This window comes from Streptomyces sp. NPDC053493 (assembly GCF_044544825.1).
Lineage (GTDB): Bacteria > Actinomycetota > Actinomycetes > Streptomycetales > Streptomycetaceae > Streptomyces.
Map to the genome: position 1 here is coordinate 929,574 of NZ_JBITXS010000001.1, position 23,553 is coordinate 953,126.

At 74.0% G+C, this 23,553-nt stretch carries 19 protein-coding genes; 6 read left to right on the forward strand and 13 right to left on the reverse strand.

The window, feature by feature from the left end:
• The first annotated feature begins 38 nt into the window (after positions 1-38).
• Positions 39-1,157 carry a serine hydrolase domain-containing protein gene (locus ACIGO8_RS04190; protein ID WP_399723507.1) on the forward strand — a complete coding sequence of 373 codons (1,119 nt, stop codon included), beginning with the start codon at positions 39-41 and terminating at the stop codon, positions 1,155-1,157.
• An 8-nt stretch (positions 1,158-1,165) separates the two neighbouring features.
• Here the strand turns inward: ACIGO8_RS04190 and ACIGO8_RS04195 are convergent, their stop codons facing one another.
• Complete coding sequence (locus tag ACIGO8_RS04195; RefSeq protein ID WP_399723509.1) at positions 1,166-2,587, reverse strand: PLP-dependent aminotransferase family protein; 1,422 nt, start codon at positions 2,585-2,587, stop codon at positions 1,166-1,168.
• Positions 2,588-2,634: 47 nt separating this feature from the next.
• Between ACIGO8_RS04195 and ACIGO8_RS04200 the strand changes: the two genes are divergently transcribed.
• Together ACIGO8_RS04200 and ACIGO8_RS04205 are read left to right on the forward strand one after the other, a co-directional pair.
• Complete coding sequence (locus ACIGO8_RS04200; protein ID WP_399723511.1) at positions 2,635-3,138, forward strand: carboxymuconolactone decarboxylase family protein; 504 nt, start codon at positions 2,635-2,637, stop codon at positions 3,136-3,138.
• Entirely contained in the window at positions 3,135-3,890 is a 756-nt protein-coding gene (locus ACIGO8_RS04205) for an isocitrate lyase/phosphoenolpyruvate mutase family protein (protein WP_399723513.1), read from the forward strand. The genes ACIGO8_RS04200 and ACIGO8_RS04205 overlap by 4 nt, the downstream gene beginning before the upstream one ends.
• 117 nt (positions 3,891-4,007) lie before the next feature.
• Here the strand turns inward: ACIGO8_RS04205 and ACIGO8_RS04210 are convergent, their stop codons facing one another.
• From ACIGO8_RS04210 to ACIGO8_RS04220, 3 genes are all read right to left on the reverse strand, one after another.
• Positions 4,008-4,997 (reverse strand): malate dehydrogenase, encoded by a 990-nt coding sequence (locus ACIGO8_RS04210; protein ID WP_399723514.1) that lies wholly within the window; start codon positions 4,995-4,997, stop codon positions 4,008-4,010.
• 352 nt (positions 4,998-5,349) lie between these two features.
• Positions 5,350-5,976, reverse strand: coding sequence for a DUF3017 domain-containing protein (locus ACIGO8_RS04215; RefSeq protein ID WP_399723516.1), 627 nt, complete (start codon positions 5,974-5,976; stop codon positions 5,350-5,352).
• A gap of 2 nt (positions 5,977-5,978) precedes the next feature.
• Positions 5,979-6,839: a bifunctional methylenetetrahydrofolate dehydrogenase/methenyltetrahydrofolate cyclohydrolase gene (locus ACIGO8_RS04220; protein WP_399723518.1), complete on the reverse strand. Its 861-nt coding sequence runs from the start codon at positions 6,837-6,839 to the stop codon at positions 5,979-5,981.
• 237 nt (positions 6,840-7,076) lie between these two features.
• Here ACIGO8_RS04220 and ACIGO8_RS04225 point away from each other — a divergent pair, with 237 nt between their 5' ends.
• Positions 7,077-7,667 (forward strand): hypothetical protein, encoded by a 591-nt coding sequence (locus ACIGO8_RS04225; RefSeq protein WP_399723520.1) that lies wholly within the window; start codon positions 7,077-7,079, stop codon positions 7,665-7,667.
• 81 nt (positions 7,668-7,748) lie between these two features.
• Here ACIGO8_RS04225 and ACIGO8_RS04230 read toward each other — a convergent pair whose 3' ends face one another.
• The 3 genes from ACIGO8_RS04230 to purN all read right to left on the reverse strand — a co-directional run bounded on the left by ACIGO8_RS04230 (position 7,749) and on the right by purN (position 11,622).
• Positions 7,749-9,212 (reverse strand): DUF2079 domain-containing protein, encoded by a 1,464-nt coding sequence (locus ACIGO8_RS04230; protein WP_399723522.1) that lies wholly within the window; start codon positions 9,210-9,212, stop codon positions 7,749-7,751.
• A gap of 231 nt (positions 9,213-9,443) precedes the next feature.
• A complete protein-coding gene (gene purH / locus ACIGO8_RS04235) occupies positions 9,444-11,009 on the reverse strand; it encodes a bifunctional phosphoribosylaminoimidazolecarboxamide formyltransferase/IMP cyclohydrolase (protein ID WP_399723524.1) in 1,566 nt (521 codons plus the stop codon).
• Complete coding sequence (purN, locus tag ACIGO8_RS04240; protein ID WP_399723526.1) at positions 10,984-11,622, reverse strand: phosphoribosylglycinamide formyltransferase; 639 nt, start codon at positions 11,620-11,622, stop codon at positions 10,984-10,986. The genes purH and purN overlap by 26 nt, the downstream gene beginning before the upstream one ends.
• A gap of 231 nt (positions 11,623-11,853) precedes the next feature.
• Here purN and ACIGO8_RS04245 point away from each other — a divergent pair, with 231 nt between their 5' ends.
• The gene (locus ACIGO8_RS04245; protein ID WP_399723528.1) at positions 11,854-12,537 is read left to right on the forward strand and encodes a hypothetical protein; all 684 of its coding nucleotides are present in this window, start codon (positions 11,854-11,856) and stop codon (positions 12,535-12,537) included.
• Positions 12,538-12,558: 21 nt separating this feature from the next.
• Here the strand turns inward: ACIGO8_RS04245 and ACIGO8_RS04250 are convergent, their stop codons facing one another.
• Positions 12,559-14,271: a DUF6350 family protein gene (locus ACIGO8_RS04250; protein ID WP_399723529.1), complete on the reverse strand. Its 1,713-nt coding sequence runs from the start codon at positions 14,269-14,271 to the stop codon at positions 12,559-12,561.
• Positions 14,272-14,390: 119 nt separating this feature from the next.
• Here ACIGO8_RS04250 and ACIGO8_RS04255 point away from each other — a divergent pair, with 119 nt between their 5' ends.
• Positions 14,391-15,902 (forward strand): sigma factor-like helix-turn-helix DNA-binding protein, encoded by a 1,512-nt coding sequence (locus ACIGO8_RS04255; RefSeq protein ID WP_399723531.1) that lies wholly within the window; start codon positions 14,391-14,393, stop codon positions 15,900-15,902.
• Positions 15,903-16,024: 122 nt separating this feature from the next.
• Here ACIGO8_RS04255 and sucD read toward each other — a convergent pair whose 3' ends face one another.
• From sucD to ACIGO8_RS04280, 5 genes are all read right to left on the reverse strand, one after another.
• Positions 16,025-16,909 (reverse strand): succinate--CoA ligase subunit alpha, encoded by an 885-nt coding sequence (gene sucD / locus ACIGO8_RS04260; protein ID WP_365337725.1) that lies wholly within the window; start codon positions 16,907-16,909, stop codon positions 16,025-16,027.
• A gap of 19 nt (positions 16,910-16,928) precedes the next feature.
• Complete coding sequence (sucC, locus tag ACIGO8_RS04265; RefSeq protein WP_399723533.1) at positions 16,929-18,107, reverse strand: ADP-forming succinate--CoA ligase subunit beta; 1,179 nt, start codon at positions 18,105-18,107, stop codon at positions 16,929-16,931.
• A 533-nt stretch (positions 18,108-18,640) separates the two neighbouring features.
• Positions 18,641-19,798: a VWA domain-containing protein gene (locus ACIGO8_RS04270; RefSeq protein ID WP_399723535.1), complete on the reverse strand. Its 1,158-nt coding sequence runs from the start codon at positions 19,796-19,798 to the stop codon at positions 18,641-18,643.
• Entirely contained in the window at positions 19,795-22,353 is a 2,559-nt protein-coding gene (locus ACIGO8_RS04275; RefSeq protein ID WP_399723537.1) for a DUF5682 family protein, read from the reverse strand. The genes ACIGO8_RS04270 and ACIGO8_RS04275 overlap by 4 nt, the downstream gene beginning before the upstream one ends.
• Positions 22,350-23,465, reverse strand: coding sequence for an AAA family ATPase (locus ACIGO8_RS04280; protein WP_399723539.1), 1,116 nt, complete (start codon positions 23,463-23,465; stop codon positions 22,350-22,352). Before ACIGO8_RS04280 ends, ACIGO8_RS04275 begins: the two co-directional genes overlap by 4 nt.
• Between the last annotated feature and the right edge of the window lie 88 nt (positions 23,466-23,553).

The window sequence follows — 23,553 nt, forward strand, 5'->3', positions numbered from 1 at the left end:
CGGCGACGCGGGACCCGCGGATGGGCATCGTAGGGCGCGTGAAGGCTCCGCTCAGACTCCTCGCCCTTTTGCTCGCCGTGGTCCTGTCCGCCGCCGCCTGCGGTGTGGAGGGAGAATCGCCGGCGGAGTCGCGGCGGAAGGAACTGCAGCAGGACGTCGACACGGTGCTGGCCGCCGGGGTGCCCGGGGCGGTGGTGGTGACCGCCGACCAGGGCGAGCAGGCCGCCAACGCCTGGGGAGTGGGCGATGTCGCGTCCCGGGCCCCGATGAAGGTGGACGACCGGTTCAGGATCGGCAGCCTGGCGAAGTCCTATGTGGCGGTCGTCGTTCTCCAGCTCGTCGGCGAACGGAAGATGACGCTCGACGACACGGTGGAGCGATGGCTGCCCGGTCTGGTCCCCGAGGGCGGCCGGATCACGGTCCGCCAGTTGCTGAACCATTCGAGCGGTATCCCCAACTACGAGGAGAACCCGCGCTACCTGGCGCCGTATCTCGCCGGCAACGTCACGCATGTCACGACGCCGCGGCAGCTCGTGGAACTGGGGACCTCGCTGCCGCGCAAGTTCCAGCCCGGCACGGACGTCTCCTACTCGAACACGAACTACACGGTGGCCGGCCTGATCATCGAGAAGGTGGCCGGCACCTCGCTGGCCACGCAGTTCGACCGGCGCATCTTCGACCCGCTCGACCTGGACGCCACCTACCTGCCCACCGGGCCCGACATCGACGGGCCCCACGCCCACGGCTACTTCGTGCTCGGGAAGCCGCCCGCCGCCGACGTGACGCGCTTCAGTCCCTCCATCGCGTGGGCCGGCGGCGGCATCATCGCCTCCTCCAGCAACGTCTCGTCGTTCTACCGCGCCCTGCTGACGGGTCGTCTGCTCACGCCCGCCCTGCTGAAGGAGATGACGACGACGGTGACGGGCAGGAGCGGCGTGACCTACGGCCTCGGCATCGTGCCCCGCCGGTTCTCCTGCGGCACCTGGTGGGGCCACAGCGGAAACTTCCCCGGATACCTCGTGGAGTCGTACGCGACGGCCGACGGGCAGCGCCAGGCGACGGTCGCCATGAACTACGACCCGAACTCCATGCACCAGAAGACGAAGGACGCGGTCGGGAAGCTCACCGATGCGGCGGCGTGCCCGAAGAAGGAATAGGAGTTCCGCTACGGCAGCACCCGGCAGAGGGCGGAGAGCGCGTTGGACCAGGCGCTGTCCGGTGGCGTGGCGTAGCCGACGACGAGGGCGTCGGTGGTGCGCGGGACCGTGGGATGGCGGAAGCGGTTGATGCCCTGGAGGGCGAGGCCCTGGTAGGCGGCGGCGCGCACGACCGAGTCCTCCGTGCCCTCGGGCAGTTCGAGCACCGCGTGCAGGCCCGCTGCGATGCCGCTGACCCGCGTGCCGGGCGAGCGGGCGGCGACGGCGGCCACGAGCTGGTCCCGCCGCCGCCGGTAGCGCAGCCGCATCGCCCGTACGTGCCGGTCGTACGCGCCCGAGCCGAGGAACTCGGCGAAGGTGAGCTGGTCGGTGACGCTCGACACCCAGTCGACGGCGCCCTTCGCCGTGAGGACCTCGTCGACGAGGTCCTCCGGCAGCACCATCCACGCCAGCCGCAGGCCCGGCGCCAGGGACTTGCTCGCCGTGCCGAGGTAGACCACCCGTTCGGGGTCGAGGCCCTGGAGCGCGCCGACCGGCTGGCGGTCGTAGCGGAACTCGCCGTCGTAGTCGTCCTCCAGGATCAGCCCGCCGGCCGCCCGCGCCCAGTCGACGGCCGCCGCCCGCCGGTCGGGCTGGAGGGCGCCGCCGGTCGGGAACTGGTGGGCGGCCGTCAGCAGGACGGCCCCGGTCCCGCCCAGGGCGGGCAGTTCCTCGGTGCGCGTGCCCCGCGCGTCGAAGGGCAGGGCCGGCATCCGGATGCCGGTGCGTCCGATCAGGTCCCAGTGGAGGTCGAGGCCGTACGACTCGACGGCCATCTCCCGCACGCCGCGGGCCCGCAGCACCTGTCCCATGAGTTCCAGGCCGTGTACGAAGCCGGAGCAGACGACGATCCGTTCGGGCCGCGCGTAGACGCCCCGCGCCCGCGCCAGGTATTCGGCGAGGACGGTGCGCAGTTCGATCCGGCCGCGCGGGTCGCCGTATCCGAAGGCCTCGTGCGGCGCGGCCATGAGCGCCTTGCGGGCGGCCTTGAGCCATTCGGCGCGCGGGAAGGAGGCGAGGTCGGGCGTGCCGGGCCGCAGGTTGTGGGCGGGCCTGCCGGCGGTGGTCCGCGCGCCGGCGCCGGTGGCGGTGGTGGTGCGGCCCGGCGCCGCCGGCGGCCGCGGGTCGGAGCGCCGGGCCACCCGGGTGCCCGAGCCCTGGCGTGCGGTGAGCCATCCTTCGGCGACGAGCTCCGCGTAGGCGTCGGCGACGGTGTTGCGGGCCACGCCGAGGTCGGCGGCGAGGGAGCGGGAGGACGGCAGCCGTACGCCCGCCGCGAGCCGTCCGCTGCGCACGGCCTCCCGCAGGGCGTTCATCAGGCCGTTGCGCAGTCCCTGCCCGCGCAGCTCCAAATGCAGGTCGGCCCCGAAAGTGGCCCAGTCGTTCGCCATGGAAATGGACCATAGCCCGGCTCCACCCGGACCGTACGGTGATCGACATGACTCTCACCACCGAGCAGACCGTCCACGCGGCCGAGCACGCGCCCCGGCTCGCCTTCGCCGAGCAGCACCCCGACTTCTACAAGGCCATGATCGGCCTGGAGATCGCCGCGTCGAAGCACATCGATCCCACCCTCTACGAGCTGATCAAGATCCGCGCCTCGCAGATCAACAACTGTGCCTTCTGCCTGGACATGCACACCCAGGACGCGATGGCCGCGGGCGAGACCGTGCAGCGGATCGTCCAGCTGTCGGCCTGGCGCGAGTCGCGGCACTTCTACACCGAGCGTGAGCTCGCGGCCCTCGCGCTGACCGAGGCGGTCACCGTCCTCACCGACGGCTTCGTGCCCGACGAGGTGTACGCCGAGGCCGCCGCGCACTTCGAGGAGGCGGAGCTGGCGCACGTCATCGGCGCGATCACGGTCATCAACGCGTGGAACCGGATCGGCGTGACCTGCCGCTTCACGCCGGGCCACTACACGCCCGGGATGCACAAGCGATGAGCGCCGAGAGCGCTCCCGGCGGCGGCCGCCCGGGCGTCGAGGAGCTGCGGCGCCTCCACCTGGCGCGGCCCGACGGCCGCCCGCTCGTCCTGCCGGGGCCGTGGGACGCGGCCTCCGCGCGGGCCTTCGAGAAGGCCGGGTTCCCGGCCCTGGCCACGCCGAGCGCGGGCATCGCGGCGGCTCTCGGCCACGAGGACGGGCAGACGCCGCCCGAGGAGATGTTCGCGGCCGTGGCCCGGATCGTCCGGTCCGTCTCCGTGCCGGTGACCGCCGATCTGGAGGACGGCTACGGCCTGCCGGCGGGCGAACTGGTCGCACGGGTCCTGGAGACCGGGGCGGTCGGCCTGAACCTGGAGGACACCGAACGCGGGACGCGCCGCCTGCGCGACCCGCGCGAGCAGGCCGAGCGGCTGGCGGCGGTACGGGAGGCGGCCGGGCCCGCGCTCTTCGTCAACGCGCGCGTCGACACGTACCTCCACAAGGGGACGGCCGAGGAGGCCGCCGAGCGCGCCCGGCACTACACGGCGGCGGGCGCGGACTGCGTCTATCCGATCCTCGCGCCGGCCGAGGACCTGCCGCGGCTGCGCGCCGCCGGCGTCGAGGGCCCGCTCAACTTCCTCGCCCGGCCCGGCGATCCCTCCTTCGCCGAGCTCGGCCGGCTGGGCGCGACCCGCGTCACCTTCGGCCCGGGGCTGCTGGGGCGCACCCTGAAGGGCGTCGAGGAGCTGGGCCGCGAGCTGCTGGCGTCGTGACGGCCACGGCCCCGCCCGGCAGAACATGTCGTCCCCGGCCGCGTGAGCGACCGGGGACGACATGAGGCCCTGTCAGGCCCGGGAACCGGGGAGCCGGGCGGCTGCCGGGCTACGGACTCAGATGAGGCCGAGCTCGCGCACCGCGTCGCGCTCCTCCGCCAGCTCGGCGACCGAGGCGTCGATGCGGGTGCGGGAGAACTCGTTGATCTCCAGGCCCTGGACGATCTCGTACTTGCCGTCCTTGCAGGTGACGGGGAAGGAGGAGATGAGGCCCTCCGGGACGCCGTAGGAGCCGTCCGACGGGATGCCCATGGAGGTCCAGTCGCCCTCGGCGGTGCCGTTGACCCAGGTGTGGACGTGGTCGATGGCGGCGTTCGCGGCGGAGGCGGCGGAGGACGCGCCACGGGCCTCGATGATCGCGGCGCCGCGCTTGGCGACGGTCGGGATGAAGGTGTCGGCGAGCCAGGCCTCGTCGGCCACGACCTCGGCGGCGTTCTTGCCGGCGATCTCCGCGTGGAAGATGTCGGGGTACTGGGTGGCCGAGTGGTTGCCCCAGATGGTGAGGCGCTTGATGTCCTCGACGGAGGCGCCGGTCTTCTGGGCCAGCTGCGACAGGGCGCGGTTGTGGTCCAGGCGGGTCATCGCGGTGAAGCGCTCGGCCGGGACGTCCGGCGCGGACTGCTGTGCGATGAGGGCGTTGGTGTTGGCCGGGTTGCCGACGACGAGGACCTTGATGTCGTCCGCGGCGTGGTCGTTGATGGCCTTGCCCTGCGGCTTGAAGATGCCGCCGTTGGCGGACAGCAGGTCGCCGCGCTCCATGCCCTTGGTGCGGGGGCGGGCGCCGACGAGCAGCGCGACGTTGGCGCCCTCGAAGCCCTTGTTCGGGTCGTCGAAGATGTCGATGCCCTTGAGCAGCGGGAAGGCGCAGTCGTCGAGCTCCATGGCGGTGCCCTCGGCGGCCTTGACGCCCTGCGGGATCTCGAGGAGGCGCAGCTTGACCGGCACGTCCGCGCCGAGCAGGTGGCCGGAGGCGATGCGGAAGAGCAGCGCGTAACCGATCTGGCCGGCCGCGCCGGTGACGGTGACATTCACGGGAGTGCGGGTCATGGCGATCTCCGTAAGACAGCTGGCGGTGGGGGTCCCTGCCCCTGATGCTGGATAGCCCTCTTGATCGATCGGTGTCTCGACGTGAAGAGATATCCAGCGGTCAGGCTATCCGACCCGACGCCCCCTCACTCCCCGGCCCCTTGTGGGACGGCTCACTGCCCGTCACGTAGCGGAATGGTCACCTCCGTCACGTGCGTGCCACGACGGCCACCTCCGTGCCACAACGGACCGCCGGGTCTTGAAGCCCTGTTGGCACGTACATGACCCTTGAACGCAGGGCGCCCGCCCTCCCACGGGGGTGAGGACGGGCGCCCTGTCCGTACCGGCCGCCTCGGGGCGTGCCCGCCGCCGGCTACGTGGTGACCGTGAGGTGGAGGACGTCCTCCAGGAACGGGATCCGCAGCCAGGGCTCCGGCTGCACCATGAGCGCGAGCAGCACGATGAGTCCGCCCATCACGCCGTACGTGACCATGTCGGTGAACCGCGAGCGCACCGCCAGCATCCCGACCGACGGCAGCATCCGCCGCAGTACCGCGCCGGTGAGCAGCGCGGCCCCGACGAGGATCGTGCCGACCCGGAACGCCTGGGCGAACAGGTCCGTGCCGACGACCAGCAGCCCGAGGAACGTCATCCCGAGCACGGTGAGCAGCGGCCACTGGCGCGCGGGCGCGGGCGCGTCGCCCGGCGCCGCCCGGCCGCCGCCCTCGGGGCGCGCGGTCGTGGTGGTGAGGACCGCCCGCGGATGCCGGCGGGGCACGGCGCCGTCGACGGCCCCGGCGGGACCGGCCGTGGCACCGGCGGGACCGGGGCCGGGGCCGCCCTCGGCTCCGGCCGTGGCGCCCGCACCGTCCGTGCTGCCGGTGCCGTCCGGGTCGGCTTCGCCGGCTGCGCCGGTGCCGTCCGTGCCGACCGCCGGGCCGGTGCCGTCAGCCGTGCCGTCCGTCGTGCCGGGCTCCTCCGAGGAGTCGGAGGAGGTCACGGTCAGCGGACCCCGGCCGCGCGTTCCGCGGCCTCGACGACGTTGACCAGGAGCTGGGCGCGGGTCATCGGGCCGACGCCGCCCGGGTTCGGCGAGATCCAGCCGGCGACCTCGGCGACACCCGGGTCCACGTCGCCGACGATCTTGCCCTCGCCGTTGCGCGAGACGCCGACGTCGAGCACCGCCGCGCCCGGCTTGACGTCCTCCGGCTTGATCAGGTGCGGCACGCCGGCCGCCGCGACGATGATGTCCGCGCGCCGCAGGTGCGCCGACAGGTCCTTGGTGCCGGTGTGGCACTGGGTCACCGTGGCGTTCTCCGAGCGGCGGGTCAGCAGCAGCGGCATCGGGCGGCCGATGGTGACGCCGCGGCCGACGACCACGACCTCCGCGCCCTTGATCTCCACACCGTGCTTGCGGAGCAGCTGGATGATGCCGTACGGCGTGCACGGCAGCGGCGCGGGCTCGTTGAGGACCAGCCGGCCGAGGTTCATCGGGTGCAGGCCGTCGGCGTCCTTGGCCGGGTCCATCAGCTCCAGGATCCGGTTCTCGTCGATGCCCTTGGGCAGCGGCAGCTGCACGATGTAACCGGTGCACGCCGGGTCCTCGTTGAGCTCCCGTACGACCGCCTCGATCTCCTCCTGGGTGGCGGTGGCGGGCAGTTCGCGCTGGATGGAGGCGATGCCGACCTGGGCACAGTCGCGGTGCTTGCCCGCGACGTACTTCTGGCTGCCCGGGTCGTCGCCGACCAGGACGGTGCCGAGACCGGGCGTCACGCCCCGCTCCTTGAGGGCCGCCACTCGGGCGGTCAGATCGGACTTGATCGCGGCTGCGGTGGCCTTGCCATCGAGAATCTGGGCGCTCATGCGGCCATCCTCCCGGATGAACCCCACCCGTTTCCAATTCGGAACCGGAGATTGCACTTGCACAACTGCGCCGCCTATCGACTGGACAAGCGGTCGACGTTTTGACCACGATGATCTGCGCAGTGCCGCGGGCAGTGCCGGGGGGCCCAAACCGCTCATACGTCGTCAAACACGTGGTGACACCTCCTCCGCGCGGACCGCGTCGTCCCCGCACAGAATCAACGGAGGAATTCCTCGATGAGCTTCGGCGACCCGAACAACCCGTACGGCCAGCAGCAGGGCCAGCAGCCCGGTTACGGCTACCCGCAGCAGGCCCCGCAGGGCGTTCCGCCGCAGGGTCAGGCGGGCTACGGCTACCCCGCCGCCCCGCCCGTCTCCGGCTACGGCGCCGGCCCCGGCGTCCCGCTGACGATGCCCGGCACGATCAAGGCCGCGCGCGTGATGCTCTGGGTCATCGCGGGCCTCCAGGTCGTCGGCCTGGCGCTGCTCTTCCTCGGCGTCGCCGCGGTCGAGAAGATCAAGGACGACCCGGAGCTCAAGGGGCAGGAGGGCTTCGACGCGATCACGAAGTTCTCCAGCGGCGTCATCTACGCGCTCATCGTGGTGGCCGTGCTGTTCCTGGCGGGTGCGATCTGGGGTGCCGTGCAGTGCGGCAAGGGCGGCAGCGGTGCCCGCGTCGGCCTCATCGTGCTGTCCTCGCTGACCATCGTGTTCAGCCTCTACCCGTGGTTCCCGCTGAGCCTGGTCCACCTGGTCCTGGGCATCCTGATCCTGGTCTTCGTCGCGAAGTCGGACGGCGCCGCCTGGTTCAAGCGCCCGCGCTACTGATCACTCGCCGAAGGGGCCCGGTTCCGTCCTGGAACCGGGCCCCTTCGCGTACGCGCATCCGCCCGTCCGGCGCCGGCCGGGTCACTGGCGCTTGAGCACCACGAACTGCCCGGCCTGCTCGGCCACCGCGTACCGCGCCTCCGGGTGCAGCTGGGAGGCGAGCCCGACCGGGTCGGCGACCGGCTGCGACCAGCCGGAGTTCAGGTCGAGCGCCAGATAGTCGGGGCTGACGCCCTGCGCGCCGCCGACCCAGTAGACCGTGTGGTCCCCGGTCAGGTGCGCCATCAGCGTCACGTTGGTCTCCACGCTGCTGCCCGCCGGCACCGCGGCGACCGCCCGCCGCGCGTCCAGGACGCGGGCGTCGGTGCGGTAGGTGTCGGCCCGGAACAGCTCGCGCAGCGGCATGTCCAGGCCGTGCACGACCGCGATCGCCGTGACGACCGGGACGGCGGCCTTCCCGTACGCCACGAGCCACGGCCGCGGCGAGGTGCGCACCGCGCGGACGGCGTCGACCAGCGCGAGGAAGACCACCGGCATGAGGATGGCGCTGTAGTGCCAGAACATGCCCCAGTGGTTCGGGTCGTGCGACAGGAAGCGCCAGCCGAGCGTCGGCAGCACGAGCAGCGTCAGCGGGGAGCGCAGGCACAGGAAGCCCGTGACGCCGAGGAGGAAGAGGACCATCTCCCACTTCTCGCCGTGCTGGAAGGCGCCGAGGACGGAGTCGAGGAAGGAGACGTCCGCGCCGTTGCCGGACTTCTCGATCTTGGCCCAGTAGTCGTACTGGCCGGCCCGGCTCGCGGCCGGGATGAGCACGAGCACGGTGAGCGCGAAGAACGCCGTGCCGAAGGCGGCCACGGCGGCGCCGAGCCGCTTCTGGCCCTTGAGGAAGAGCACCGCGCCGACCATGGCGACGGTCAGGCCCATGTCCTCCTTGACCAGGACGAGCGGCACGGACCAGGCGACGGCCGCGGTCCAGCGGCCCAGGAGCAGCGCCCGGCAGGTCAGGGCGAGCAGCGGGACGGCGAAGGCGATCTCGTGGAAGTCGGACTTGACCGCCTCCTGCAGGCCCCAGGACAGCCCGTACGCGACGGTGAGCGCGATCCCGGTGGCGCGGCTGCCCAGCACCTGCTGGGCGGTGCGGCCGACGACGACGGCGGAGGCGGCGAAGAGCGCGGCCTGCGCGAGGAGCAGCGCGAGCGGCGAGGACCACACCCAGTAGAGCGGCGCGAGGAGCGCCGTCACGGGGCTGAAATGGTCCCCGAGTATGAGGAAGCCGGGTCCCTTGATGTCGACGACCGGGGCGCGCAGCTCGGCGTAGGCCCGCACGGACTGCTCGAAGATCCCGAGGTCCCAGGACGGGGTGCGGAAGCGGTCGTACTGCACCCACGAGTAGAGGAAGTACAGCCCGCCGAGGACGGTCGCGAGGAGCGCGTACGGCAGGACGGGCGGGCCGGCCGGGGTCGCCGCGGCGGCCGCCCCGGGCGGCCCGTGACCGGCCTCGGGGGCGGAGGGCTCCGCCGTGGAACCGTTGTGCACATCCAACACCGTGCCCCCATGGACCAGCCGCCGACAAAAGAGCAACCCATTAGAGCAGAGTCCACCCGACCGGCGGAATCGCCGCCGGACGGGGTGGAGCGGACCGCTTCGGGTGCCTCTCGCCTGAGGGCCCGCCGGTACGCATCACGTACCGGCGGGCCCTGCGTCCTCCTGACCGGCGTCGGTGGAAGACGTGCCGACGTCAGTGGAAGGCGATGTCAGTGGAAGGCGTGACCGATGTCAGTGGAAGAAGTGACGCGTCCCGGTGAAGTACATCGTCACGCCCGCCTTCTGCGCGGCCTCGACCACCAGCTCGTCGCGCACCGAACCGCCCGGCTGCACGACCGCCTTCACGCCGGCCGCCGTGAGGATCTCCAGGCCGTCGGGGAACGGGAAGAACGCGTCCGAGGCGGCGTACGAGCCGCGCGCCCGCTCCTCGCCCGCGCGCTCGACGGCCAGCTTCGCGGAGTCGACGCGGTTGACCTGGCCCATGCCGACGCCGACCGAGGCGCCGTCCTTGGCGAGCAGGATCGCGTTGGACTTGACGGCGCGGCAGGCCTTCCAGGCGAAGGCGAGCTCGGCGAGCTCGGCCTCCGACAGGGCCTCACCGGTCGCGAGGGTCCAGTTCGCCGGGTCGTCGCCGTCGGCCTGGAGGCGGTCGGTGACCTGCAGGAGGGCGCCGCCGTCGATGGGCTTGACCTCGACCGGGTTGGCCGGGGCGCCCTCGGCGCGCAGCACGCGGATGTTCTTCTTCTTGGCGAGGATCTCGACGGCGCCGTCCTCGTAGCCGGGCGCGACGATGACCTCGGTGAAGATCTCGGCGACCTGCTCGGCCATCGCGACCGACACCGGGCGGTTGACGGCGATGACGCCGCCGAACGCGGACAGCGGGTCGCAGGCGTGCGCCTTGCGGTGGGCCTCGGCGACGTCCGCGCCGACCGCGATGCCGCACGGGTTGGCGTGCTTGATGATCGCGACGCAGGGCTCGGCGTGGTCGTAGGCGGCCCGGCGGGCGGCGTCGGTGTCCGTGAAGTTGTTGTAGGACATCTCCTTGCCGTGCAGCTGCTCGGCCTCGGCGAGGCCGCCCGTGCCGTCGACGTAGAGCGCGGCGCCCTGGTGCGGGTTCTCGCCGTAGCGCAGCACGTTCTTGCGCGCGTAGGTGGCGCCGAGGAAGTCGGGGAAGCCGCTGTCGTCCGCCGCCGCGTAGTCGTCGGCGAACCAGGCGGCGACGGCCACGTCGTAGGCGGCGGTGTGCTGGAAGGCCTCGCCGGCGAGCCGCTTGCGGGTGGCGAGGTCGAAGCCGCCGGCCTTGACCGCGGCGAGCACGTCGGCGTACCGCTCGGGGCTGGTGACGATGGCCACGGACGGGTGGTTCTTGGCGGCGGCGCGGACCATGGACGGGCCGCCGATGTCGATCTGCTCGACGCACTCGTCGGGCGTGGCGCCGGAGGCGACGGTCTCGCGGAACGGGTAGAGGTTCACGACGACCAGGTCGAAGGGTTCGACACCGAGCTCGGCGAGCTGCGCGCGGTGCGACTCCAGGCGCAGGTCGGCGAGGATGCCGGCGTGCACGCGCGGGTGGAGGGTCTTGACGCGGCCGTCGAGGCACTCGGGGAAGCCGGTGAGCTCCTCGACCTTGGTGACCGGGACGCCGGCGGCGGCGATCTTCGAGGCGGTGGAGCCGGTGGAGACCAGCTCGACCCCGGCCTCGTGCAGACCGCGCGCCAGCTCTTCGAGCCCCGTCTTGTCGTAGACGCTGACGAGCGCGCGGCGGATGGGCTTAACGGTGTCCGTGTTCACCGACATGAACCTTTCGTCCCTCAATGCGGTAGCCGTTGCGGGCGAGGCGCCCCACGACCTCGACGAGCAGCGAGCGCTCGACTTCCTTGATGCGCTCGTGGAGCGCGGCTTCATCGTCCTCGTCCCGCACCTCGACCACGCCCTGGGCGATGATCGGGCCGGTGTCGACACCGTCGTCGACGAAGTGGACGGTGCATCCGGTGACCTTCGCCCCGTAGGCGAGCGCGTCGCGCACGCCGTGGGCACCGGGAAAACTGGGCAGCAGCGCCGGGTGGGTGTTGACGACCCGGCCGCCGAAGCGGGCGAGGAACTCCTTGCCGACGATCTTCATGAAGCCGGCCGAGACGACGAGGTCGGGCTCGTACGCGGCGGTGGCCTCGGTCAGGGCGCGGTCCCACAGCTCGCGGGTCGCGTGGTCCTTGACGCGGCAGACGAAGGTGGGAAGTCCGGCGCGCTCGGCCCGCTCCAGGCCGGCGATGCCGTCGCGGTCGGCACCGACGGCGACGATCTCGGCGCCGTATCCTTCCGGGCCCTCGGGGTCGGCGGCGATCGCGTCGAGCAGCGCCTGGAGGTTCGTGCCGGACCCGGAGACCAGGACGACGAGGCGGGCGGCAGCCACTGGGGTCACTCTTTCCGTGGTGTTTGTGCGGTCGTACGAACGAATCGCGTCCCTCGATACGGGGAACCCTACGAAGGGCTCGACCGTCAGCAACGATACCGGCACTCCGGACGGCCCCCACGGGACGGGGGCGTGACCGGGCGGTAGCGTCAGGGTCCGGAGGCACGCCACACCAGGGCCGCGCGCCACATCACACCCGGGCACACCAGACAGAGGGAAGACGTCCAGCACATGCCGGATCGCCAGTCCACGAACGACAGCAACCCGTTCGCACCGCCGCCCGAGGGGCAGCCGGACCAGCCGTGGCAGCCGCGGCGGCCAGAGGGCCACGAGGACGGTTCGGCGTCCGGCCCGGGCTGGAGCAGCAGTCAGCCCGGACGTTCCTCCGACGGCTTCGGCCGCCGGCCCGACCAGCCCTCGGGCGGCCCCGGCGGCGGCCAGGGAGGCGGTCAGGGCGGCGGACAGGGCGGGCCCGAAGGCGGCCAGGGCCCGGGCCTGCGCTGGGACCCGACCGATCCGGCGCAGCGGCGGGCCCGCTACGCGGTGCTGTCGGGCATGTGGGCCTTCTTCTTCGCGATCTTCGACATCCCGCAGCTGGCGCTGCTGCTCGGCGCGCTCGGCTTGTACTGGGCGATCAGCGCCCTGCGCGCCGGTCCGAAGGCCCCGGAGGAGCCGCAGTCGGCGGCGCAGGCGGTGGCGGCCGCGGGCGCGGCCCGCTCGAAGCGGACGGCGGCGCTCAGCGGCCTGGTCGCGGCCTCGGTGGCGCTCGCGATCGTCGCGAGCGGCTTCGCGATGCACCTCGTCTACCGGGACTTCTACGAGTGCCGGGCCGACGCCCTGACCAAGGAGAGCCAGCTGGCCTGCAACGACCTGCTGCCGAAGCCGCTCCAGGACACCTTCGGCGTCCGGGAGTAGCCGGCCGGAGCGGTCGGGCGCTCAGGACTCCTGGGCGGCGGGCGGCAGTTCGGGACGGGACTCCGGAGGGATCTCCGGAGGGATCTCGGGGCGAGGTGGCGGGGCGGGCTCGGGGCGCGGATCCGGGCGGGGGTCCACTCGGGGCTCGGCCGGGGGCTCCCAGGCGGCGGGCTCCCAGGCGGCGGGCAGGATGCCGTACGCCTCGTCGCCCGCGTCGTCGTCCAGTGCGCCCGGACCTCCGCGGCCGTCCCGGGCGGCGCCACTCCCGCCACTCCCGCCACTCCCGTCACGCGCGGCGTCGCGCGCGGCGTCGCGCGCGGTGTCACGCGCTTCGAGCGCGTCGAGTACGGCCAGGGCGCCGGCGGTGTCGGCCGTGGCACCGGGCGCCGGGGCCTCCGGCGCCGAGGCCGGGCCGTGGGCCGGGGACGCCTGGCCCGGCGCGGACGACGAAGAGGCGGACGGCGCCGGCACGGACCCGGGCGGCGCGGCCACGAGCCCCGCCTGCGCGCTCCCGGCCGCGCGCCGCAGGCCACGCCGGCCCCAGGCCCGTACCGCCAGCGCGACCGGCAGCCCGAGGGCCGCGGACCACGCCACCGCCGCGCCGCCCGTCTGCCACCACACCGGCCCGAAGTCCGCGAGCCGCCCCGAACCGAGCGGGCCGCCGGCCACCGCCGCGAGGACCGCGACCGCCGCCCCGCACGCTCCCGACGCCCAGAGCGCGCTGAGCACCGTCTCCCGCACCGTCCAGGAACGGACCGCCGCCCGGCCGACCCGCCGCCCGAGCACGAGCGCGGCCACGGCCGGGACCGCGGCGGCCGCCCAGTGCAGCCAGCGGCCGGGCCCCTCGCCCGGCAGCGCGGCCAGCAGCGGGAAGTCGGGCACGGCGGGAGTGCCGGTGAAGCCGAGCGGCGTGACCAGGGCGCCCGTACCGAGCGCGAAGCCGGGGCCGAGCCCGTACGCCACGCCCCAGACGACGGCGTTCGGCAGCAGCGCGACGACGAGCAGCGTGACGGCCGCCCGGCCCGACCACTCCCCCGCCATGCCGTCGAAGGACGCCTGTGCGTCACCCACGTGCCAGAGCAGCGACGCGCCCGCGGCGAGCGCGCCGCCGCCCAGCAGCACGGTCAGCGCGAGCCCGGCGGCGCGCAGCGCGGTCGCGCTCTCCTCCCGGTCCGGCAGCGGACGGCCCTGCGCCGTCCAGGCGCCCGCGCCCGCCGCGGCGAGGACGGTGACCGTCGTCCAGGCGCCGGTGGAGAGCAGTTCGGCCGGCAGCGGCCCGGCCTCCGTGTAGACCACGACCACGGCCGCGACCAGCAGGTATCCGCCGGCGACGGCGGCCACCGCGCCGGCCGCCGGCGGCGCTGCGCGACGGTCGTCCGGGTCGAGGGTGTCGCGGGCCGCCCGGTGCGCGAGCCAGAGCGGCAGGGCGGTGAGCAGCAGCGGGGTGACGCCGAGCGGGGCGGGCAGGCCGGAGACGGTGTCGGTGCGGACGAGGTCCCCGCCGTGGGCGAGCAGCCAGAGCCCGGCGGCGGTGTGCAGGGCGGCGCCGGGACCGCCGTCGGGGAAGGGCGAGGCGATCCAGGCGGCGGTGACGAGGACGGCGAGCATGCCGAGACCGAGCCCGGCCGCCACGCCGCCGCGCACGAAGGCGGTGGCCAGGGCGGCGGAGGAGCGGCCCTGGACCGGCGCTTCGGGCGCCGCCGGAGGGCGTTGCTGCTCGGTCACGTGCGTCACGGGGCCATGCTGCCAGCGACACGCGGTTTGCCCTCGTAACAGGCGAATGACCGTTGTGTCGCTCAATATACGTTTATGTACTTTTCCGCCCAGTGCTGCGCCGCGGGAGGTCGACGCCGATGAGTCCGACGAGTCCGTCCGTCTCGCTCCCGTCGCCGAAGGAGCGGCGCAGGCTGCGTGAGGCCCTCTCGCTGAGCGAGGACCAGGTCGCGGAGGCGCTGGGCGTCACCCGGGCCACCGTCCGCGCCTGGGAGACCGGCCGCAGTTCGCCCAGAGGGCGCAAGCGCGAGGCGTACGCGAAGCTGCTCGGCTGCTACGAGGAGCCCACGTCGTCCCGCGCGGAGAAGCCCGCCCGCCCCGCACCGGCCGCCACCCGCCCGCGCCCGGCCGCGAAGGGCGCCGCTCGCCCGCCGAAGTCGCCGAAGCCGCCCCAGGTCCCCGAAGAGCGCCTGAAACCGGTCGCGGCCACCGCCGGCGGCCCGGTCGCGGACACCGCCGACGGCCCGGCTCCCGGCGCACGCCGCACGGCCACGGCCACGGCCCGGAGGCCGGGCGGGGCGCGGGAACGGGCCGCCACACCGTCCGACGCGACGGCGAGGGCGGAGACCGGAGCGCGGGGCCCGGCCGGAGGCGAGATCCGCGCCACGGCCGGCGCCGGAGACGCGACGGGGGCGCCGGGCGAGGCGGCGAGCGCCGGCTCCGCGGCCGGCGCCGACGCGCACCCGCCGCACGGCGCGCAACCGGTCCGGCCCGCGGTCGCGGTGGGCGGTCCGGGCGCGGCCGAGGCCCCGGCGCCCGAGCCGGAGCCGGACGGCGGCGACCGGCCGTACGGACTCACGCCCGAGCAGGCGTTCGACGCGCTGTACGCGTACGTCGCGCCCGGGCTCGTCCATCAGACGTATCTGCTCACCGGGCGCCGCCGGCTCTCCCGCGAGTCCGTCGAGTACGCCTTCCACCACGCCTGGCAGCACTGGCCCGAGGTCGCCGTCGACCGCGACCCGGTCGGCTGGGTGCGCGCGGCGGCGTACGAGTACGCGCTCTCGCCCTGGCACCGCTTCCGGCGCCGCCACCGGCATCCCGACTCGCCGCCGACCGAGGCGTCCCGGCGGGCCCTGCTCGCGGCGCTCCTGGAGCTCCCGCCGCCGTACCGCCGTACCGTTCTGCTCTACGACGGTCTCGGCCTCGACCTGCCGGAGACGGCCGCCGAGACGGAGGCGAGCACGCCCGCCGCCGGGAACCGGCTGCTGCACGCCCGGACCGTCATCGGGCAGCGGGTGCCCGAACTCGCCGATCCCGAGGTGCTCCACGAGCGGCTGAGCTGCCTGGTCGCCGAGGCGCCGACGGCCACGCTGCCTCCGGCGCGCAGCGTGCGCAGCGGCAGCGAGCGGCGGATCCGGCTGCTGACGCGGGCGGTGTTCGGCGTGACGGCGGTGCTGATCGGGCTCACGGCCTTCACCGTGGTGACTGCGCCGACCCGCTACATCCCGGTCAACGCGCCCGGCGCCGTCGTCGAGGGCGTCCCGGTCCGCGGCGGCCCGCAGAAGCTGGACGCCGAGGACAAGGAACTCCACGACCGGCTGCGCACCGCGCCCCACCCGGGCCCGGAGCGGCTGGTCCCGACGGTCCGGTAGGGCCGCCAGGCGTCCGGTCAGCGGCGCGCGTACGCGAGTGGGCCCCGCCCCCGCCCGGTCTCCCGGGAGGGGCGGGGCCCACTCGTTCACGGCCCGTCGGGCTGCTGTGCGTTCAGCCCGTGTCAGCCCGCGAGGATCGCGCGCGCCAGCTTGGCGGTCTCGGTCGGGGTCTTGCCGACCTTGACACCGGCGGCCTCGAGGGCCTCCTTCTTCGCCTGGGCGGTGCCGGAGGAGCCGGAGACGATGGCGCCGGCGTGGCCCATGGTCTTGCCCTCGGGCGCGGTGAAGCCCGCGACGTAGCCGACGACCGGCTTGGTGACGTTGGCCTTGATGAAGTCGGCCGCACGCTCCTCGGCGTCGCCGCCGATCTCACCGATCATGACGATCAGGTCGGTGTCCGGGTCGGCCTCGAAGGCCGCCAGGGCGTCGATGTGCGTGGTGCCGATGACCGGGTCGCCACCGATGCCGACGGCGGAGGAGAAGCCGATGTCGCGGAGCTCGTACATCATCTGGTACGTCAGCGTGCCGGACTTCGAGACCAGGCCGATGCGGCCCGGCTTGGTGATGTCGCCCGGGATGATGCCGGCGTTGGACTGGCCCGGGGTGATGAGACCGGGGCAGTTCGGGCCGATGAGGCGGGTCTTGTTGCCCTTCTCCACGGCGTACGCGTAGAACGCGGCGGAGTCGTGGACGGCGATGCCCTCGGTGATGACGACGGCGAGCGGGATCTCGGCGTCGATCGCCTCGACCACGGCGGCCTTGGCGAAGGCCGGCGGGACGAAGAGGACCGAGACGTTGGCGCCGGTCTCCTTCATCGCCTCGGCGACGGTGCCGAAGACCGGGATCTCGGTGCCGTCGAAGTCGACGGTCGTGCCGGCCTTGCGCGGGTTCACGCCGCCGACGATGTTCGTGCCGTCACCCAGCATGAGCTTGGTGTGCTTCATGCCCGTGGCACCGGTCATGCCCTGGACGATGACCTTGCTGTCCTTGTTGAGGAAGATAGCCATGGCTGTGTGTCCTCGTCCCTTACTTCGCAGCCGCGAGCTCGGCGGCCTTGTCGGCCGCGCCGTCCATGGTGTCCACACGCTGCACCAGCGGGTGGTTGGCGTCGGACAGGATCTTGCGACCCAGCTCCGCGTTGTTGCCGTCGAGGCGCACGACCAGCGGCTTGGTGACCTCCTCGCCCTTCGAGGCGAGGAGCTCCAGGGCCTGGACGATGCCGTTGGCGACCTCGTCACAGGCGGTGATGCCACCGAAGACGTTGACGAACACGGACTTGACGTCCGGGTCGCCGAGGATGATCTCCAGGCCGTTCGCCATGACCTCGGCGGAGGCGCCGCCGCCGATGTCGAGGAAGTTGGCGGGCTTCACGCCGCCGTGGTTCTCACCGGCGTACGCGACGACGTCCAGGGTCGACATGACCAGGCCGGCGCCGTTGCCGATGATGCCGACCTCGCCGTCGAGCTTCACGTAGTTGAGGCCCTTGGCCTTGGCGGCAGCCTCGAGCGGGTTGGCTGCGGCCTTGTCCTCGAGCGCCTCGTGCTCGGGCTGACGGAAGTCGGCGTTGGCGTCCAGGGACACCTTGCCGTCGAGGGCGATGACGTCGCCGGAGGCGACCTTCGCCAGCGGGTTGACCTCGACGAGGAGCGCGTCCTCGGCGACGAAGGTCTTCCACAGGGTCACGAGGACCTCGGCGACCTTCTCGGCGACCTCGGCCGGGAACTGGGCCAGGGCGACGATCTCACGGGCCTTCTCGATGTCCACGCCGTTGTTGGCGTCGACCGGGACCTTCGCGAGCTTCTCGGGGGTCGTCGCGGCGACCTCCTCGATGTCCATGCCGCCGGCGACGGAGGCCATGGCGAGGAAGGTGCGGTTGGTGCGGTCGAGGAGGTACGAGACGTAGTACTCCTCGAGGATCTCCGGAGCGGTCTCCGCGATCATCACCTTGTGGACCGTGTGGCCCTTGATGTCCATGCCCAGGATGTCCGTCGCGCGGGCGACGGCCTCGTCCGGGGTGGCGGCCAGCTTGACGCCGCCGGCCTTGCCGCGGCCACCGACCTTCACCTGCGCCTTGACGACCGACTTGCCGCCAAGCCGCTCGGTGGCCTCGCGCGCCGCCTCAGGCGTGTCGATGACTTCACCGGCCAGCACCGGTACACCGTGCTTGGCGAAGAGGTCCCTCGCCTGGTACTCGAACAGGTCCACGCGCGTCCCTTTTCTAGATGATCGCGGTTCGTTGTCTGCGTGGGCGTGCCGCGAAGGGCAACGTGACTGCGCTGTCACTAGGGAGGCGTACACGGTGTCCGTGGACGCGGCATGTCCGTCTCGCAGGTTATCCCCGTGGGCCGTGGGTCCCTAAATCGCAGATCACAACGGAGCGGTGATACGGGTCACAGAACGTAGGGCCGGCGGGGCGGTCCGTAGGGTCGGGGGCGGGGTGCGGCGGGGCCCTTGGGGCAGGCCGGGCGCGGGCGTTGCGGCCCTCACGGCACGCCGGGCGGCGGAGTGAGGGGCGTCCGGCCCGGGGTGTGATATGGGCCTCAGTGACAGCGTGCGCGCCCGTCCGGGTGTCCGTCCAGGGCCGCCCGGCGACGGATTCCGCACCCGCTGCGGGCGTGGGTCCGGGGCGGGGTGGGGGCGGGCTTGGGGCGGGCTTCGGGCGGGCTTCGGGCGGGCTTCGGCGTCTCGGGCCGCGGGTCGGGCTCGGCGTCTCGGGCTTCGGGGCGGGCTTCGGCGTCTCAGGCCTCGGGTATCGGAAGCGGGCGCTTCTCGAGGGCCGCCGCCATGACCTCGGGGAAGAGGTCGGGAGTGCAGGCGAAGGCGGGCGCGCCGAGCGCGGCCAGCGCGGCGGCGTGGTCCCGGTCGTAGGCCGGCGCGCCCTCGTCGGACAGCGCGAGGAGGGCCACGAACTGCACGCCGGACGCCTTCATCGCCGCGACCCGCTTGAGCATCTCGTCGCGGATGCCGCCCTCGTAGAGGTCGCTGATGAGGACGACGACGGTGTCGGCGGGGCGGGTGATCTTCGACTGGCAGTAGGCGAGGGCCCGGTTGATGTCGGTGCCGCCGCCGAGCTGGGTGCCGAAGAGGACGTCGACGGGGTCGTCGAGCTGGTCGGTGAGGTCGACGACGGCGGTGTCGAAGACGACGAGGCGGGTGGCGAGCGACCGCATGGAGGCGAGGACGGCACCGAAGACGGAGGCGTAGACGACGGAGGCGGCCATGGAGCCGGACTGGTCGATGCAGATGACGACCTCCTTCCTGACCGACCGGGAGGCCCGGCCGTAGCCGACCAGCCGCTCGGGGACGACCGTGCGGTGTTCGGGGAGGTAGTTCTTGAGGTTGGCGCGCAGCGTGCGGTCCCAGTCGATGTCCCGGTGGCGGGGCCGGCTGATCCGCGCGGAGCGGTCGAGGGCGCCGGTGAGGGTCGCCCGGGTGCGGGTGGCCAGCCGCTTCTCGAGGTCGTCGACGACCTTGCGGACGACGGCCCGCGCGGTCTCCTTGGTGGTCTCCGGCATGGCCTTGTTGAGCGAGAGCAGGGTGCCGACGAGGTGGACGTCCGCCTCGACGGCCTCCAGCATCTCGGGCTCCAGGAGGAGGGTGGCGAGGCCGAGCCGCTCGATGGCGTCGCGCTGCATGACCTGCACGACGGAGCTGGGGAAGTACGTGCGGATGTCGCCGAGCCAGCGGGCGACGGAGGGCGCGGACCCGCCGAGACCGGCCGAGCGGTCGCGGCCGGAGCCGGGCCCGCCGGGGCCCTTGTCGTACAGGGCGCCGAGCGCGCCGTCCATGGCGGCGTCGGTGCCGGTGAGGGCCCGGCCGGTGCCGTCGGCCTCGCCGCCGCCGAGGACGAGCCGCCAGCGGCGCAGCCGCTCGTCGGCGGTGGTGGGGGTCGTCATGCGGTTACCTCCGTACCGAGGATCAGCTGGAGCAGGGGCAGGACGCCGTCGGCGCGCTCCTCGTCGAGGGCGGCGGCGAAGCCGGGCGTGGTGACGGCGGGGCCGGCGCCGCCGGCGGTGGCGGGCCCGCGGGCGACGAGCTCGCCGAGGGTGCGGCGGACGCCGGGCTCGTAGGCGGCGAAGGTACGGCGCAGCAGCGGCAGCACGTCGGTGAAGGCGTCGGCCGGCACGCCGGCGAGCCACGCGTCGACCAGCGCGAGCAGCCGCTCGTCGTGGACGAGCAGCAGTCCGCCGCCGGAGGCGCCGCCGACGAAGCCCTCGATCCAGGCGGCGGCGTCGGCGGGCGCGGTCCCGGGCGACAGCGCGAGCCCCATGAGCCGGGCGGCCTCGCCGTCCTCGAGCCGGCCCTCGTCCAGCAGCAGCCGCACGGCCCGGCCGCGCAGCACGCCGGGCACCCGCTCGCGCCCCGCCAGCTTCCGCAGCACTCCGGCCCACCGGTCCCGGAGCCCGTCGTGGGCGGCGGCGCCGGTGCTGGTGGCGGCGGGGCCGCCGTCGGGGTGGCCGTCGGGGCCGGGCCGGCGGGTGGTCAGGAGGGCCACGGCGGCGTGGACGCCGTCGACGCGCTCGCGCATCTCCGCGGCGGCGTCGGTGTCGAGGCCCGTGCAGGCGGGCGGCAGGCCGACGCAGATCCGTTCGGCGAGGCCGGCGGCGACCTCGCCGAGCGCGGCGGTGTCCGTGGCGCGCACGTCGCCGTAGCGCAGGGAACGGGCGAGCGCGGGCAGGGCCTGGGCGAGGTGGGCGACGTCGCTGTCGAGGGCGGCGCGGTCGGCGAGCGCGTGCAGGACGGCGGGCAGGGCTTCGGTGAGCCCGGCGAGCAGGCACTGCTCGGCGAGGGCGGTGATGCCGACGAGGTCACCGGCGGCGCCGGCGCGTGCCTCGGCCTTGGCGGTGGCGGCGGCCTCGACGGTGGTGCCCCACACGCCCGCCTCGGCGACCTGGACGTGCAGCTCCGGCTCCCAGCGCAGCCGCCAGCTCTCCCGGAAGGTGCCGGTGGAGCCGCGGCCCGCGACGGGCGCGCCCCATGCGACGCCGAGCAGCCGCAGCCGGTGCAGCAGCCGGCTGCGGGCCGCGTCGTTGTCCTTGCGCAGGTCGAGTTCGAGCTCGCGCTCGTGCGCCTCGGGCTTGAGGCGCAGGCGGCGCTGGAGCCGCTCCAGGTCGCGCTGGAGCGGTACGGCGGGCGCGGCGGCCGGCACCGTGCCGAGGACGTCGCCGACGACGAGCCGGTCGCGGACCAGGTCGAGAGGGATGTCGGAGCCGTCGCACATGACGGCGCGGACGGCGTCGGTGGTCTCGCCGAGCCCGGCCAGCGGGCGGCCGCGCATGACGGCGAGGGTGTCGGCGAGCCGTACGGCCTCGATGACGTGGGCGGAGGAGACGGCGAAGTCCTCGTCCCTGAGGAGCCCGGCGACCTTGGTCATCCACCGTTCGACGGGCCGGTCGGGCACGGTGAACAGGTGCCCGTACCAGCCCGGGGCGTCGATGCCCGCGCCGTACCCGGAGCGCCGGGCGAGCCGGCGGTGCGTCCAGGGGACCCAGGTCAGCTCGGTCTTCACCTTGGGCAGGCCCTTGAGCAGGGCGCGGTCGGCGGTGACGCCGGTCTTCCGGCGCAGGGCGGGCACGTGCCAGGCGCCGCAGACGACGGCCACGTCGTCGCCGAACTCCTTCTGCGCGGCGCGCAGCTGGATCCGCATGTACGCCTCGCGGACGACGTCGCGCGGGTGGCCGCCGTGCCCGTACGCCTCGCGCAGCGCGCCCATGGCCTCGGCGAGGGCGTCGAAGGGCGCGAACGGGTCGTCGCCGCCGCGCAGTTCGACCACGTCCTCCCACCAGCGCTCGGCGTCGTCGTAGCCGGCGGTGGTGGCGAGTTCGGCCACGGGGTCGATGCGCAGGCCGCCGCCGTGGCCGTCGGTCTCGTCCTCGTCGCCCCAGGTGGGGTCGGTGGCGGCGAGGGTGTGGGCGGCGGGCAGGTCGATGAAGCGGACCTGGGCGCCGTGCGTGAGGGCCCAGCGGATGGCGACCCACTCGGGCGAGAACTCGGCCATCGGCCAGAACGCGGCCCGGCCGGGATCGTCCACGGCGTGCGCGAGCAGCGCGACGGGCGGCCGCATCTCCTCGTCGGCGGCGAGCGCCACGAGCGCGTCCGCCTCGGGCGGCCCTTCGATGAGCACCGCCTTGGGCCGCCCCGCCTCGAGCGCCGCGCGCACGGCCCGCGCGGACCCGGGCCCGTGATGCCGCACCCCGAGCACGAGCGGCCCGCAACCGGCCTCGGACCGGGCGCCCGCACCGGGGCCGCGGGTGTCGGCGCGGGTGCCGCCGTCGGACGCGCGGTCGGCCTCCCGGATGCCGGCCCCGGCGTCGGACGCTCGGTCGGCGTCGCGGGCGCCCACACCGAGGCCGTGGGTGTCGGCGCGGGTGCCGGCGTCGGACGCGCGGTCGGTGTCGCCGTGGCCGGCGTCGGGCGCGCGGCCGGCGTCGCGGGCGGCGGCGGGCGTCATGCGGTCACCTCGCGGCACGCGCGGTAGAAGTCCTTCCATCCCTCTCTCTCGCGCACGACCGTCTCCAGATACTCCTGCCAGATCACCCGGTCGGCGGCCGGGTCGCGGACCACCGCGCCGAGCAGTCCGGCCGCGACGTCGGCCGAGCGCAGCACGCCGTCGCCGAAGTGCGCCGCGAGGGCGAGACCGCCGGTGACGACGGAGATCGCCTCGGCCGTCGACAGCGTCCCGGAGGGCGACTTGAGCTTGGTGCGGCCGTCGGTGGTCACTCCGTCGCGCAGCTCGCGGAAGACGGTGACGACCCGGCGGATCTCGTCCACGCCCTCCGGAACGGCCGGCAGGTCGAGCGAGCGCCCGATCTGGTCGACGCGCCGCGCCACGATGTCCACCTCGGCGTCCGGCGTGGCGGGCAGCGGCAGCACGACGGTGTTGAAGCGGCGGCGCAGGGCGCTGGAGAGGTCGTTGACGCCGCGGTCGCGGTCGTTGGCGGTGGCGATGAGGTTGAAGCCGCCGACGGCCTGCACCTCCTCGCCCAGTTCGGGGATCGGCAGGGTCTTCTCGGACAGGATCGTGATGAGGGTGTCCTGCACGTCGGCGGGGATGCGGGTCAGCTCCTCGACCCGGGCGGTCATGCCCTCGGCCATGGCGCGCATGACCGGGCTGGGCACGAGGGCGGCGCGGCTCGGGCCGTGGGCGAGCAGCTGCGCGTAGTTCCAGCCGTAGCGGATGGCTTCCTCGGGCGTGCCGGCGGTGCCCTGGACGAGGAGCGTGGAGTCGCCGCTGACGGCGGCGGCCAGGTGCTCGGACACCCAGGTCTTGGCGGTGCCGGGCACACCGAGCAGGAGGAGGGCGCGGTCGGTGGCGAGCGTGGTGACGGCGACCTCGACGATGCGGCGCGGGCCCACGTACTTGGGTGTGACGACGGTGCCGTCGCGGAGTGTGCCGCCGAGGAGATAGGTGGCGACGGCCCACGGCGAGAGCCGCCAGCGGGCGGGGCGCGGCCGGTCGTCGACCGCGGCCAGCGCGGCGAGTTCGTGGGCGAAGGCGTCCTCGGCATGGGGCCGCAGGGCCTCGCCGCGGGAGGTATCCGTGGTGGTTTCGGGCAGGGTCATGGGTCCCCCTCCAGATCGTTCGACCTGCTGTGGGATCCACGGTGCACCATGCCACTGACAATCGTCCCGGCCCGGTGGAAACCGCAGG

Coding starts and splice junctions, on each gene's coding strand:
- ACIGO8_RS04205 (WP_399723513.1), top strand. CDS start 3,135: ATGAGCGCCGAGAGCGCTCCCGGCGGCGGCCGCCCGGGCGTCGAGGAG.
- ACIGO8_RS04225 (WP_399723520.1), top strand. CDS start 7,077: ATGAGCTTCGGCGACCCGAACAACCCGTACGGCCAGCAGCAGGGCCAG.
- ACIGO8_RS04220 (WP_399723518.1), bottom strand. CDS start 6,839: ATGAGCGCCCAGATTCTCGATGGCAAGGCCACCGCAGCCGCGATCAAG.
- ACIGO8_RS04200 (WP_399723511.1), top strand. CDS start 2,635: ATGACTCTCACCACCGAGCAGACCGTCCACGCGGCCGAGCACGCGCCC.
- ACIGO8_RS04245 (WP_399723528.1), top strand. CDS start 11,854: ATGCCGGATCGCCAGTCCACGAACGACAGCAACCCGTTCGCACCGCCG.
- ACIGO8_RS04255 (WP_399723531.1), top strand. CDS start 14,391: ATGAGTCCGACGAGTCCGTCCGTCTCGCTCCCGTCGCCGAAGGAGCGG.
- ACIGO8_RS04195 (WP_399723509.1), bottom strand. CDS start 2,587: ATGGCGAACGACTGGGCCACTTTCGGGGCCGACCTGCATTTGGAGCTG.
- sucD (WP_365337725.1), bottom strand. CDS start 16,909: ATGGCTATCTTCCTCAACAAGGACAGCAAGGTCATCGTCCAGGGCATG.
- ACIGO8_RS04275 (WP_399723537.1), bottom strand. CDS start 22,353: ATGACGCCCGCCGCCGCCCGCGACGCCGGCCGCGCGCCCGACGCCGGC.
- ACIGO8_RS04270 (WP_399723535.1), bottom strand. CDS start 19,798: ATGACGACCCCCACCACCGCCGACGAGCGGCTGCGCCGCTGGCGGCTC.
- ACIGO8_RS04280 (WP_399723539.1), bottom strand. CDS start 23,465: ATGACCCTGCCCGAAACCACCACGGATACCTCCCGCGGCGAGGCCCTG.
- ACIGO8_RS04210 (WP_399723514.1), bottom strand. CDS start 4,997: ATGACCCGCACTCCCGTGAATGTCACCGTCACCGGCGCGGCCGGCCAG.
- purH (WP_399723524.1), bottom strand. CDS start 11,009: ATGTCGGTGAACACGGACACCGTTAAGCCCATCCGCCGCGCGCTCGTC.